The following is a 12,538-nucleotide window of genomic DNA, read 5'->3' on the forward strand; positions in this document are numbered from 1 at the left end:
TTACCCTCCGAACAGCTTGCTGAAGAAGCCCTTCTTCTCGACGCTGGTGAAGCGCATCGGGCGATCTTCGCCAAGGATGCGCGCGACGGCGTCGTCATACGCCTGGCCGGCAGCGGATTCGACATCCAGGATCACCGGTTCGCCCTTGTTGGAGGCATTGAGCACGTCGCCCGATTCGGGGATCACGCCGATGGCCTTCAGCCCCAGCACTTCCTCGACGTCGGCGATGCTGAGCATCTCGCCGGTTTCCACGCGCAGCGGGGTGTAGCGGGTCAGCAGCAGGAAGGCAGGCACGTTCTGGCCGGATTCGGCCTTGTGGGTCTTCGAGTCCAGCAGGCCGATGATGCGGTCGGAGTCGCGCACCGAGGACACTTCCGGGTTCACCACCACCACGGCGCGGTCGGCGAAGTACATCGCCAGGAACGCTCCCTTTTCGATGCCGGCCGGCGAGTCGCAGATGATGTAATCGAAGCCATCGGCGGCCAGGTCCTTCAGGACCTTGCCCACGCCTTCCTGGGTCAGTGCGTCCTTGTCGCGGGTCTGCGAGGCGGCCAACACATACAGGTTGTCGAAGCGCTTGTCCTTGATCAGGGCCTGCTTGAGGGTGGCTTCGCCATGCACGACGTTGACGAAGTCGTACACCACGCGGCGTTCGCACCCCATGATCAGGTCGAGGTTGCGCAGGCCGACGTCGAAGTCGATCACCGCCACCTTCTTGCCGCGCCGCGCCAGGCCACAGGCCAGGCTCGCGCTGGAAGTGGTCTTGCCCACGCCGCCCTTGCCGGAGGTGACTACGATGATTTCAGCCAAAGGACTTCTCCTGGTTCTGCATTAGTTTGGGGCTGCGTCAGTCCAGCGCAGCGATCTTGATCTGGTCCTGTTCCAGCCACACCTGCACGGCCTTGCCGCGCAGGTTGTCCGGAACATCGTCCAGTACCTTGTAGTGGCCTGCAATGGCCACCAGTTCCGCATGGAAATCACGGCAGAAGATGCGTGCCGCGGTGTTGCCCTGGGCCCCTGCCAGCGCGCGGCCGCGCAGGGTGCCGTAGATATGGATGCTGCCATCGGCGATGACCTCGGCGCCGGCGCCGACGGTGGCCATCACGGTCAGGTCGCAGTTCTCCGCGTACAGCTGCTGGCCCGAACGCACGTTGCCCAGCTGCATGCGGCCTGGCTGCGGCGCGGCTGCATCGGCGATCTTGGCCACCGGTGCGGCCGGGGCTGGCTTCGGTTCGGCGCGCGCGGCGCGGCGCGGTTCCGGTGCGGGCGGCGGCGGAGCCGCTTCGGCCTCGGCACGTTCGTACTGGGCGCGGAACTTGGCCAGCAGCGGCAGGCCAAGCTGCTGCGAGAGCAGGTCGACCGCGCTGGTGCCATAAGCCAGCGCCACCGGCAGCACGCCGGCGCTGCGCAGGCCATCGACCAGCGCCTGCGCGGTGGCCACGTCCGGAACCTGGCTCAGGCCGCCGAAATCGAGGATCACCGCCGCGCGGCCGAACAGCTTCGGCGCACGGGTCACGCGCTCGCGCATTTCCTGCACGAGGCGTTCGACATCAAGGGTACGGATGCGAAGGTTGGCGATGCCCACCTGGCCGATCTTCAGTTCACCGGCCTGTTCGTAATCGAAATTCACCGCCACGCTCAGGTCCCCGTCGGCCGCTGTGCCTGCGCCGGCAGCTGCCGGGCGCGTGTCCATGCCACATCCGGCAGCTTGCCGCCGTAGGTCTCCTGGACCCACGGGTAGCTGCACAGTTCCTTGGCCAGCATGCTGGCACGCACATCGACCTGGGCCATGGTGTTCTGGCCCAGCTCGCGGAAGCCGAAGCTGCCGTGGAAGAGCAGGGCGGCATCGGCGCCGTGGTCGAGGAAGACTTCGCAGGTCATCTGCGGGTAGCGCAGCTCGGCAAAGCTCTGCGCGTCGGCATAGAACGCACGGCCGACGCCACCGCCGCGGCGGCGGCTGGCGACCACAATGCGGTCGATGTAGAAGAAGGGGGTGTCCAGCTGCTGCTTGAACCAGGCGAAGTTGCTGCTGTCGTGCTGGCTGTCGCTGCCGAAGCCGATCAGGAAGCCGGCCAGGTTGCCGTCGCGCTCGGCGACGCGGAAATACTCAGCGGTTTCATAGAACAGGCGCAGGCGGGCCGCATCCAGGGGAAGGATGGCCAGGCCAGCGTTGTTGTTCAAAGCCAGGACGGAATCGAGCTCGTGCTCGCGCACGTCGCGGATGACAATCGACATTGTGACTCCGTGGGGTAACGCGGTTGGTCCATCAAGGGACCCTGCGCACGATTATTGCATGCCCGGGGTGGGCTGCGGCATGAACAGGCGACCGGGCAGGCATGACTTCCGTGGGGTGCGGTGTGCAGGCCGGGCCCGTAGAGTGCTGGCATGTTGGGAGTCCTCAGCCATACCCGCGTCCTTCGCCTGGCCGGCCTGTTCACCTGGGTCATGGTCGGTCTGCCCCTGGCGTACTCGCAGTTCGAGAACCTGCACAGCCGCGGTGACATGGGCGGCTGGGCGGTCCTGCTGTTCGTCGCCTACCTGTCCTTCGGCACCTCCTATTACTGGCTGACCCGCATCCTGCGCAGCGACAGCCCCACCAGCTGGCTGGACCGCGGCCTGCTGCTGCTGCTGACGATTTCGGCGCTGGGCGTCAGCTTCCTCAGCGGCTCGGGCCTGGGCAGCATCCTGATGATGGTGGCCGCCGGGGTCATCCCGTGGATGCTGTCGGTGCGGCTGGGCGTGCTGTGGCTGCTGGTCAGCCAGTTGGCGGTGGCCCCGGTCTACTACTTGCTGCTGCGCTTCCCGTTGTTCGAAGCGGTGATGCAGTCGCTGCTGTACGGCGGCTTTTCCATGTTCATCTTCGTGACCAGCCTGGTTGCCCGGCAGCAGACCGAGGCGCGCGACGAACAGCGCCGGCTCAATTCAGAGCTGCGTGCCACCCGCGCCTTGCTTGCCGAGAGTGCCCGCGTCAATGAGCGCACCCGCATCTCGCGCGAGCTGCATGACCTGCTGGGCCACCAGCTGACCGCGCTGACCCTGAACCTGGAAGTGGCCGGGCACCTGGCCGAAGGGCAGGCGCTGGAGCACGTGAAGCGCTCCCACACCTTGGCCAAACTGCTGCTGGGCAACGTGCGCGAGGTGGTCAGCCAGCTGCGCGAGACCGGTGCGATCGACCTGGCCGCGGCGCTGCGCCCGCTGACCGAGAACGTGCCCTCGCTGGACATCCAGCTGGAGATCGAGGATCCGCTGAACGTGGAAGATCCCCAGCGGGCCCACGTCCTGCTGCGCTGCACGCAGGAGATCATCACCAACGCGGTGCGCCACGCCGGTGCGCGCCACCTGTGGATCAAGGTGTACCGTGAAGCCCCGGACCGGGTGGTGGTGGAGGCCCGCGACGACGGTGTCGGCGCGGACATGGTCAATGTGGGCAATGGCTTGCGCGGCATGCGCGAGCGCCTGCAACAATGTGGTGGCCAGCTGCAGATCGAGACCCGTCCCGGTGAAGGCTTCCGCCTGCGGGCAACGGTGCCGGCAACGGTGCTGGTGGCCGCCCTTACCAAGGTTCCTGAAGGAGTACGTTGATGATTCGCGTCTGCCTGGTCGATGACCAAACCCTGGTGCGGCAGGGAATCCGCTCCCTGCTGGCGCTCGACGATGGCATCGAGGTGGTGGCCGAGGCCGGCGATGGCCGGCAGGCGGTCGAGCTGATCCCGCAGGTGCGTCCCGACGTGGTCCTGATGGACATGCGCATGCCGGTGATGTCCGGACTGGAAGCGCTGCAGGTGCTGTCGCGGCAGGAACAGCTGCCGCCGACCATCATCCTCACCACCTTCGATGACGATCAGCTGGTGCTGGCTGGCCTCAAGGCCGGTGCCAAGGGTTACCTGCTCAAGGATGTGACCCTGGCACAGCTGGTCGGTGCCATCCGTACCGTGGCCGAAGGGGGTTCGCTGGTACAGCCGGCGGTGACCCAGCGCCTGTTGTCGGGCCTGGAGCACATGCGCAACGAGTTCGTCAGCCTGGACCGCCCGGACCCGCTGACCGACCGCGAGACCGAGATCCTGCGGCTGATGGCCAGCGGCTTCTCCAACAAGGAGATCGCCAACTCGCTGGGCGTGGCCGAGGGCACCATCAAGAACCACGTGTCCAACATCCTCTCCAAGCTGGGTGTGCGCGACCGTACGCGCGCGGTACTGAAGGCGTTCGAACTCCAGCTGGTCTGAGGAAAATCGTTTCGGTACAAAGACTTGGGTGGTGGCAGGGGGTTCCGGCCAAGGTGCCCCCCTACTTGCCGGGCAGCGGTATGCGTTACCCTTCGAATTCTTTGTCCATACAAATACGCAGCCGGCAGGGAAACCGGTGCGCCAATCCCGATAAACAATGCCCGCGAAGCCTGCTAGGATTGGCGCTTCGCTTCAATCAACCCGGCCGTGGGATCGGCCCCGGAGACTCTCTGAATGACCCGTATTATCGAGTTCCTGATCGCCTTGGGGATCGTGGCTGGCCTGTTCGTCATCATTGGCGTATGTCTGCCGGGCGAGCGTCACATCACCGAAAGCATCGAGACCAACCGCAAGATGACGATTGTGTACGACACGGTCAGCAGCCTGCGCCGCTTCAAGGACTGGAACCCGCTGGTACTGCGCGATCCCGCCGTTGAACTGAAGCTGTCCGGCCCGGCCTCCGGCAAGGGTGCCACCCTGGACTTCACCTCCAAGGACCTGGGCACCGGCTCCTGGAAGATCACCGACGCCGAAGAGAACAAGCGCGTTGCGATCGCCATCGAAGACGCCACCAAGGGTCACGACAAGGTCACCACCTTCACCCTGGAGCCGACCGGCAAGGGTGGCCGCAACGTGAAGATCACCCAGGACTACTCGGTGAAGTACGGCTTCGACCTGTTCGGCCGTTATGCAGGCCTGTATGTCAGCCGCCAGATCGGCGACGACATCAAGATGGGCCTGTCGCGCATGGCCAACATGCTGGCCACCGTCCCGAACGTCGACTACCGCACGCCGGAAGCCCCGCTGACCGATCTGGCCATCGTCGATGTGCCGGCTGAGGATCTGCTGGTCGTCAACGCCGGTAACGTGGACCGCGGTCAGGACACGATCACCAAGTCCATCAAGGACAACCAGGAGTGGATCAAGCGCGTGATGGAGGCCAATGGCCTTGAAGCCGCCGGTCCGTTCCGCATCATCACCACCGACTTCGGCCAGGAGAAGTACGCCTTCGACATCGCCCAGCCGGTGAAGAAGAAGGGTGCTGAAGGTGCCACCGCTGAGGCCCTGACCGTCAAGATCGACGGTGGCGCTCCGGTGAAGTACGTGCACGTGGCTCCGCACCGCTCGGCACATGCGGCCTACACCGGCCACATGGCGGGTCTGGACGTTGCCCGCAACGGCCTGCGCGCCTGGGCTGTGACCTCCGGCAACGAAGTGATCGACCGTCCGTACGAAACCTGGAAGGATGGCATCGACAAGTCGTTCACCCCGGAAGGTACCTACGACATTTACTGGGCCGTCAAGTAAGCCTCGGCTGACCCATGTAGTGTTGGACACGAAAACGCGCCGCTCATTGCGGCGCGTTTTTTTTCATCTGGCGCCCGGAAAGGGCGCTGTGCAAGGAGCCCCCATGTTCAACCTGGAACGTCGCGCACGTAAGCCTTCCCTGCTGGCCTGCCTTGGTGCGCTGCTGGCGGCGGCCTCGATCGGCCTGTCCGCCTACGCATCGCACGGTGTGGCTGACCCGCTGGCGCAGCAGCACCTGAACATGGCGGCACTGTATGCGTTCGCGCATGGCGCGGTGCTGGTGGCGCTTGGCCCGCGTGCGCAGGGGGCGACCGCGCACCTGGCGCTGTACGTGCTGCTGCTGGGCGTGTTGCTGTTTTCCGGCAGCCTGGTGGGCGGTGCCTTGTGGCAGTGGCCGACGCGGATGGCGCCGATCGGGGGCACCAGCATGATGGCCGGATGGGTGTTGCTGGCGATCAATGCGTTGAGGCGGTGACTGAGTCGAGGTTGTTTCTTCGATCCATGCTGATGCGATCTGCGCCGTCCATGGGCGTTACTTTTCTTTTCGCGCGAAAAGAAAAGTAACCAAAAGAATCGCGCCGCCGGCCGCGAGCCGGTGCTGCGCACCGGTCCCCTGCGCTCCTCGGCCCGTCGAGGGGCGGTGCGGGAACTCGCTGCGCTCAGACGCCCGCACCTCTTCGCCCTCGCCGGACCTGCGGTGCTCGGCTCGCTTGAAGGCGGACCCAACAGCCGCGCGCTGATCCGTTGTAGAGGCTTCGAGCGAAGCGACCCGCTTTTGTCTTTGCTCTCTTGTTCCATCCCGCGGCCATGCGCTGACCGCTCCAGGCTTTCGCCACGAGGGGCTCAGCCGTTGGCCGGTCTCCAGCACCAGTGCCACGGTTCGTAGACGATGCCGTGCGGGTTGTCGTGCGGGTAACTCAGATGGAAGCCGTGCCCGCCGGCATGCGCCTGCAGCCACGCGAACGCGTTGGTGGCTTCGAACGATTCTTCAGCCGGCGCGTCGCCCGGTGTGCCGATGTCCAGCGCGTGGCCGCTGTGGTGTTCGCTGAAACCCGGTGCGGCATTCACCTTCAGGATCTCGGCCACGCTCAAGCCGCGCGCCAGCTTCCGTTCGAAGATGCCCAACTGGTAGGCATGGCTGCGGAAGCCGGAGATGGCATCCAGCGCAATTCCATCCCGTGCCGCGTGCAGTCGCATCCGCCGCCAGCCCTGCGCGGCGCCACGGCGCAGCCACAACGGGCGTGCAAAGCGGTCGCGACCGGCGAAGTGCAGCAGGCACGGCTCGGATTCCAGCGGCAGGCCGCTGTCGTCGGCATAGCGCTGTGCATCCAGGCCAAGCTGCTGCAGGCGCTGCTGCAACCCGGCCAGCGGCAGCCACTGATCTTCCAGTCCGGCGCCGAAGGGCCGTGCAGCCGCGGCATCCAGCAGTGCCAATGCTTCCTCGACCCCGGGTTCGCGCGGCAGGCGCGGCACCATGGCGTGCACACCCTGCGCCAGTATCACCGCCAGATAGCGGCCATCACGCTTGCGCCGCAGCACCCAACGCGCCTGTGACAGCAGGCGTGCGTCCAGGTTGCTGCGCGCGCGCAGCAAGTCGGCGGGCCACAGCTCGATGGCCTCGGTATTGATCAGCAGGGGGGCGCGTCGTTGCATCGCCGCAGCTTACTGCCGTGGCGCCGACGCGGCCACCTTGCGCAGCGCATCGAGCAGCGCCTGCGGCCGGTCCACACTGAGCAGCAGCGTGCTGCCATCATTGACCGGCAGGGCGAGCACACGCGCACGGTCGGTGACCAGGGCGAAGCCCTTGCCGCCTCCCTGCAGGCGAAAGTGGCCCGAGTAGAAGCCCGGCATTGAATAGCCATTGGTTTTGACACGAATGCCGTAGCGGCGGTCACGCTGCAGGTCGACCACCTCGGCCTGGTCCAGCCGCAACTGCGCCACCGGCACCCGCCGCCGGTACATCGTTGAACGCACGTCCAGCACATCGCCGGCCAGTTCCACCCGGCGGCGGAAGAAGGCCGTGCCCAGTCCAATGCCCAGCAGGGCAATCACCAGCAGGCTCCATGCAGCACTGCCGCCCATCCGGAACCACGGCGGCGACAGCGTTACTTCGATCCAGGGTGCGCTCGCCGGTGCCTTGTACAGCTGCGCATACAGGCAGGCCACGAAGGCAGCCAGCAGCGGCAGCACGATCCAGAGCACGCGCAGCGGCGAGCTCTCGGCCACGTCAAAGGGTTTCGGGTCGCTGCCGCCCATGGTTCAGGCCTCCTTCTTGAACACCAGCATCGCCGGGCGCATCGGCGCCGGGATGATGATGTTGACCAGTTCCCAGCCCAGTTGGCCCTGGCGGCTGAGTTCGGCCTGGATGTCCTCGGGCTTGAGTACACCCATCATGGACGTCTTGACCTCGATGGTCTGGTAGCTCCAGCGCTTGCTCACTCCTTGTCCTCCGGCGATGGCTTGGGTCTCGGCAGGCGTCCTGCCTTGCGCAAGGCGTCGCGCAGTACGTATTCGATCTGCGCGTTGAGGCTGCGCAGCTCGTCGTCAGCCCAGCGCTGTGCCGCTGCCAGGACCTCGGCATTGATGCGCAGCGGATAGGCTTTCTTCTCACTCATGAAAACTCCTGGCGGGGCGGTGGGGGCGCCCCGTTGCGAGGATGGCTCAGTAAAGCGAACCGGCGTTGACGATCGGTTGGGTGCCGCGGTCCGAGCACAGCACGGTCAGCAGGTTGCTGACCATGTGCGCCTTGCGTTCCTCGTCCAGTTCAACCACGCCATTCTTCTGCAGTTCGGCCAAGGCCATTTCGACCATGCCGACTGCACCGGCCACGATGCGCGTGCGCGCGGCGATCACCGCGTTGGCCTGCTGACGCTGCAGCATGGCCTGGGCAATTTCAGCGGCGTAGGCCAGGTGGCTGATGCGTGCGTCGATCACCTGCACGCCGGCGTCGGCCAGACGCTCGGCCAGCTCGTTCTTCAGGTGCTGGGAAATCTCGCTGGCGTGGCTGCGCAGGGCCAGCTGGCCATCCTCGTGCTGGTCGTAGGGATAGCTGGTGGCCATCGCGCGCAACGCCGATTCCGACTGGATGTGCACGAAGCTCTCGTAGTCGTCCACGTTGTAGACCGCCTCGGAGGCATCGACCACCTGCCAGACGATCACCGCAGCGATCTCGATCGGGCTGCCGTCCAGCTCGTTGACCTTCAGCTTGCCGCTCTCGAAGTTGCGCACGCGCTGGCTGACCCGGCGCTTGGCATAGAAGGGGTTGTTCCAGCGCAGGCCGTTGTCCTTGACCGTGCCCACGTACTTGCCGAACAGGCTCAGCACGGCGGCCTGGTTGGGCTGGATGGTGTACAGGCCGGCCAGGATGAACACGCCCAGCGCCACCAGCAGGGCGCCCAGCAGCATCAGCAGCAGGTTGGGCGAGCCGGCACTGGCCTTGGCTGCCACTCCCAGTACGAACAGGGCGGCGCCAGCGAGGGCGACGAGCAGGGCGCCGGCCAGCGTGCCGAGGCCGTTGAGGGAAGACAGCGACTTCTCTTTCATGGCGGTACGTCCTTGAGGGTTCGGAATGAAGATATCAAAGTGATATCACTTGTCGGCTACCGTTCGTCGGATGCCGTGGCCGGGGCGGTCGGCCAGCTAGAATGCCCACCCGCCTTCACATCGCTGCTGGAATCGCCATGGCCAAGCTTGGAACTCCGTTGTCCCCCTCCGCCACCCGCGTGCTGCTGCTGGGCTCGGGCGAACTCGGCAAGGAGGTGGCCATCGAGCTGCAGCGGCTGGGCGTGGAGGTGATCGCCGCCGATCGCTATGCCGATGCGCCGGCCATGCAGGTCGCGCACCGCTCGCACGTGATCGACATGCTCGACGCGATGGCCCTGCGTGCGCTGATCGCCCAGGAGCAGCCGCACCTGGTGGTGCCGGAGATCGAGGCCATCCACACCGAAACCCTGGTCCAGCTGGAACAGGAACAGGGCCTGCGGGTGATCCCGACCGCGCGCGCTGCGCGCCTGACCATGGACCGCGAAGGCATCCGCCGCCTCGCCGCCGAGACCCTGGGCCTGCCGACCTCGCCGTACCGCTTCGTCGATACCGAGGCCGAATACCGTGCTGCCGTGGCCGCCATCGGCCTGCCGTGCGTGGTCAAGCCGGTGATGTCGTCCTCGGGCAAGGGCCAGAGCACCCTGCGCAGCGAGGCGGACATCGCCCCGGCGTGGGAGTACGCGCAGACCGGTGGCCGTGCCGGTGCCGGCCGCTGCATCGTCGAAGGCTTCATCGATTTCGATTACGAGATCACCCTGCTGACCGTGCGCCATGCCGGCGGCACCTCGTTCTGCGCGCCGATCGGCCATCTGCAGAAGGATGGTGATTACCGCGAAAGCTGGCAGCCGCAGCCGATGTCGAGCGCCGCGCTGGCGCGTGCCGAAGAGATTTCGCGCGCGATCACCGACGACCTTGGCGGCTGGGGCCTGTTCGGCGTCGAGCTGTTCGTGAAGGGTGATGAGGTGTGGTTCAGCGAAGTGTCGCCGCGCCCGCACGACACCGGCCTGGTGACGCTGGTATCGCAGGAACTGAGCGAATTCGCGCTGCATGCGCGCGCCATCCTTGGCCTGCCGATTCCGGTGATCCGCCAGAGCGGCCCGTCGGCATCGTGCGCATTGCTGGCACACGGCGAGGGCGTGCCGTACTTCAACAACGTCGCCGCCGCGCTGCAGGTGCCGGACACCGCCGTGCGCCTGTTCGGCAAGCCGAGCGTGCACGGTCATCGTCGCGTGGGCGTGACCCTGGCGCGCGCGGAAACCATCGACGAAGCACGCGCCATCGCGCGTGATGCCGCCGAAGCCATCGGCGTCGAACTGCGCCCCTGAAAAAGGAGCGACGACCAACGGTCGTCGCCTACCGAAACCCGGTGGGTACCGACCGTTGGTCGGTACGCTGCTCTACCGCACGTCCACCCACACCAGATGATGGTCGCTGCCGTCGGCGATCTTCGCTTCCGGGCTTTCATTGGCCGGCCAGAAGATACCGCTGCCGACGTATTCGAAACCGGTCGAGGGCAGCACGTAGTCCAGGCGCATGGTGCCGGACTTCGGGCCGAAATCGCCGGTGGCGTGGAACGGTGCGCCCTTGCGCTCGATGCCCTTGGCCGCATAGGCCAGGCTGGTCTGCTCGCCGCCGACGCTGCGCGGGGTGGGGTAGCGCAGCACGCGGGCGTTCTCGATCAGTTCGACGATCGCCTCATGGCGGCCATCGCCATCGACCGGGTCATTGTTGAGGTCGCCGAGGATCACGAAGCGCGCGTCCTGCGCCAGGCCGCCGCACTGGCCCTTGTCGTCGCACAGCCACGGCTTGTCACCCTTGGACAGGTATTCCTGCCACAGGCGCAGTTCGTCGTGGTTGCGCGCCGCGTTGCGCTTCTCCGGACCGTCGAACACCGGCGGGGTCGGGTGCGAGACCAGCGCATGCACCACGCCGGCCGGGGTCTTCACCGGTACGTCCCAATGCGACTTCGACGACAGGCGCAGCTGCGACCACACGTGGTCGTTGTAGAAGCTCTTGCCGGTACGTGGATCGACCGGGCGGATCGCGCCGGGCATCGCGCTCCACTTCAACAGCTGGAAGCTGCGCACCTTGGCTTCGTCGATCGGATAGCGCGACAGCACCAGCATGCCGTACTGGCCCGGGTGCAGGCCGTAGCCCCACGCGTCATTGCCACGGCTGCGGCCTTCGCCACCGACCACGCCGTTGTTGTCCAGGTCCAGCCCGCTGGGCACGCCGGTATTGACCGGCGCCAGGTAACGGTAGGCGAAGTGCAGCGGCTTGCCGCCGCCAGGCTGGGCCACTTCCAGGTAGCGCTTCTGGAACAGGTCGGCGGCGCGATGGGCGTCGTCGAAGTCGAATTCGTTCAGCAGCACCAGGTCCGGGCGCACCTGCTGCAGCACCGCGGCGATCTTGCGCGCGTGCTCGCTGTCGCCTTCCAGCTCCTTGATCAGGCCGCCGGCGTCGTCGGAGTACAGCGAGGTGTTGTAGGTGGCCAGGCGCAGCGCAGCGGACGGCTTTTCGGTCATCGCAGGGGACGTGGCGAAGGCGGGGGCGGTGGCGCCGCAGAGCAGGGCCAGGGCGAGGATCAGGGGATGGCGGCGGGTCATGTTCATGGGCCGTATTGTGCACCCGGCCCGGTGTCAGCGGTTTGTCAGCGCCCGTCCAGATCATTGTCGAAATCGTGCCAGCGGCGGCCATCGTAGGCTTCCAGCGGATGGAAGCGACGCTTGTAGTCCATCTTCTGGTGGCCGCGGATCCAGTAGCCCAGATACACGTGCGGCAGGCCCTCGCGGCGCGCCCATTCGATCTGTTGCAGGATCGCGAAGGTGCCCAGCCCGCGCGCGGCATGGTCCGGGTCGAAGAAGGTGTAGACCGCCGACAGCCCGTGCTCGGTGACGTCGGTCACCGCCACCCCCAGCAGCTGGCTGGGCTGGCCGTCGTCGCCGGGCAGGCGCATTTCCATGAAGCGTGTGTGCGACCAGCTGCCGATCAGGAACTGCTCGAACTCGTGCGGGCCGTGATCGTCCATGCCGCCATTGGCGTGACGGTGGGTGAGGTAGCGGTGGTACAGCGCGAACAGGTCGTCGCGGGCGGTGGCGGCGGTGATCCGCACCTCCAGGTCGGCATTGCGGGCGGCGCAGCGGCGCTGGCTGCGGTCCGGAGCGAAGCGGGCCACCGGGATGCGCACCGCCACGCAGGCCTGGCAGTGGGCGCAATGCGGCCGGTAGACCAGGTCGCCGCTGCGGCGGAAGCCCCAGCTCAGTGCCAGTGGATAGAGCGCGCCGAGGCGGCGGTCGTTCGGGTCCAGCGCCAGGTCGCGTGCCACCCGGTCCGACCAGTACCCGCAGGGGTGCTCGCCGGTCTGGAAAAGTCGCAGTTCGTCGTCTCTGTCGCCATGTATCGCCATGGGCACAGCATAGCCCCAGGTTGTCGCAGTGGCGGCGACTGTCCGGCGGATGAATGGA

At 66.4% G+C, this 12,538-nt stretch carries 15 protein-coding genes; 5 read left to right on the forward strand and 10 right to left on the reverse strand.

The genetic code is table 11. The annotated features are described in order from the left end of the window. Genes minD through AC5P5S_RS01770 form a run of 3 tightly spaced genes read right to left on the reverse strand, consistent with a single transcriptional unit; the run spans position 1 to position 2,235 of the window. A complete protein-coding gene (gene minD, locus AC5P5S_RS01760; RefSeq protein WP_005408533.1) occupies positions 1 to 810 on the reverse strand; it encodes a septum site-determining protein MinD in 810 nt (269 codons plus the stop codon). A gap of 37 nt (positions 811 to 847) precedes the next feature. Further along, the gene (gene minC / locus AC5P5S_RS01765; protein ID WP_043034132.1) at positions 848 to 1,693 is read right to left on the reverse strand and encodes a septum site-determining protein MinC; all 846 of its coding nucleotides are present in this window, start codon (positions 1,691 to 1,693) and stop codon (positions 848 to 850) included. Next, positions 1,639 to 2,235: a GNAT family N-acetyltransferase gene (locus AC5P5S_RS01770; RefSeq protein WP_005408535.1), complete on the reverse strand. Its 597-nt coding sequence runs from the start codon at positions 2,233 to 2,235 to the stop codon at positions 1,639 to 1,641. The genes minC and AC5P5S_RS01770 overlap by 55 nt, the downstream gene beginning before the upstream one ends. 150 nt (positions 2,236 to 2,385) lie before the next feature. Here AC5P5S_RS01770 and AC5P5S_RS01775 point away from each other — a divergent pair, with 150 nt between their 5' ends. The 4 genes from AC5P5S_RS01775 (at position 2,386) to AC5P5S_RS01790 (ending at position 6,006) form a co-directional block, all read left to right on the forward strand. After that, a complete protein-coding gene (locus AC5P5S_RS01775) occupies positions 2,386 to 3,582 on the forward strand; it encodes a sensor histidine kinase (protein ID WP_005408536.1) in 1,197 nt (398 codons plus the stop codon). After that, positions 3,582 to 4,223: a response regulator gene (locus tag AC5P5S_RS01780; protein WP_005408537.1), complete on the forward strand. Its 642-nt coding sequence runs from the start codon at positions 3,582 to 3,584 to the stop codon at positions 4,221 to 4,223. Before AC5P5S_RS01775 ends, AC5P5S_RS01780 begins: the two co-directional genes overlap by 1 nt. Before the next feature lie 234 nt (positions 4,224 to 4,457). After that, complete coding sequence (locus tag AC5P5S_RS01785) at positions 4,458 to 5,531, forward strand: polyketide cyclase (protein ID WP_005408538.1); 1,074 nt, start codon at positions 4,458 to 4,460, stop codon at positions 5,529 to 5,531. Between the two features lie 103 nt (positions 5,532 to 5,634). Next, positions 5,635 to 6,006 carry a DUF423 domain-containing protein gene (locus tag AC5P5S_RS01790; protein WP_005408539.1) on the forward strand — a complete coding sequence of 124 codons (372 nt, stop codon included), beginning with the start codon at positions 5,635 to 5,637 and terminating at the stop codon, positions 6,004 to 6,006. A 368-nt stretch (positions 6,007 to 6,374) separates the two neighbouring features. Here AC5P5S_RS01790 and AC5P5S_RS01795 read toward each other — a convergent pair whose 3' ends face one another. From AC5P5S_RS01795 to AC5P5S_RS01815, 5 genes are read right to left on the reverse strand one after another with little or no spacing between them, the layout of a single operon-like run. Then, positions 6,375 to 7,184 (reverse strand): M15 family metallopeptidase, encoded by an 810-nt coding sequence (locus AC5P5S_RS01795; protein ID WP_060380732.1) that lies wholly within the window; start codon positions 7,182 to 7,184, stop codon positions 6,375 to 6,377. A 9-nt stretch (positions 7,185 to 7,193) separates the two neighbouring features. Next, positions 7,194 to 7,787, reverse strand: a complete 594-nt coding sequence (locus AC5P5S_RS01800; protein ID WP_062606717.1) for a PH domain-containing protein — start codon at positions 7,785 to 7,787, stop codon at positions 7,194 to 7,196. A gap of 3 nt (positions 7,788 to 7,790) precedes the next feature. Continuing rightward, entirely contained in the window at positions 7,791 to 7,970 is a 180-nt protein-coding gene (locus tag AC5P5S_RS01805) for a DUF4177 domain-containing protein (RefSeq protein ID WP_005412614.1), read from the reverse strand. Further along, on the reverse strand, positions 7,967 to 8,146 hold the full coding sequence (locus tag AC5P5S_RS01810; protein WP_049404701.1) for a type II toxin-antitoxin system antitoxin: 180 nt from the start codon (positions 8,144 to 8,146) through the stop codon (positions 7,967 to 7,969). Before AC5P5S_RS01810 ends, AC5P5S_RS01805 begins: the two co-directional genes overlap by 4 nt. A 46-nt stretch (positions 8,147 to 8,192) precedes the next feature. After that, positions 8,193 to 9,074 (reverse strand): SPFH domain-containing protein, encoded by an 882-nt coding sequence (locus tag AC5P5S_RS01815; RefSeq protein WP_005408544.1) that lies wholly within the window; start codon positions 9,072 to 9,074, stop codon positions 8,193 to 8,195. A gap of 137 nt (positions 9,075 to 9,211) precedes the next feature. On the opposite strand from AC5P5S_RS01815, the gene purT reads away from it, so the two are divergent. Next, positions 9,212 to 10,399: a formate-dependent phosphoribosylglycinamide formyltransferase gene (gene purT, locus AC5P5S_RS01820; protein ID WP_005412617.1), complete on the forward strand. Its 1,188-nt coding sequence runs from the start codon at positions 9,212 to 9,214 to the stop codon at positions 10,397 to 10,399. A gap of 72 nt (positions 10,400 to 10,471) precedes the next feature. Here purT and AC5P5S_RS01825 read toward each other — a convergent pair whose 3' ends face one another. Both AC5P5S_RS01825 and AC5P5S_RS01830 read right to left on the reverse strand, forming a co-directional pair. After that, a complete protein-coding gene (locus AC5P5S_RS01825) occupies positions 10,472 to 11,686 on the reverse strand; it encodes an endonuclease/exonuclease/phosphatase family protein (protein ID WP_065183121.1) in 1,215 nt (404 codons plus the stop codon). A 38-nt stretch (positions 11,687 to 11,724) separates the two neighbouring features. Further along, complete coding sequence (locus tag AC5P5S_RS01830; protein ID WP_495276285.1) at positions 11,725 to 12,480, reverse strand: arginyltransferase; 756 nt, start codon at positions 12,478 to 12,480, stop codon at positions 11,725 to 11,727. Positions 12,481 to 12,538: the final 58 nt, after the last annotated feature.

The sequence above is a fragment of the Stenotrophomonas sp. YJH_SMC_54 genome (assembly GCF_059368435.1).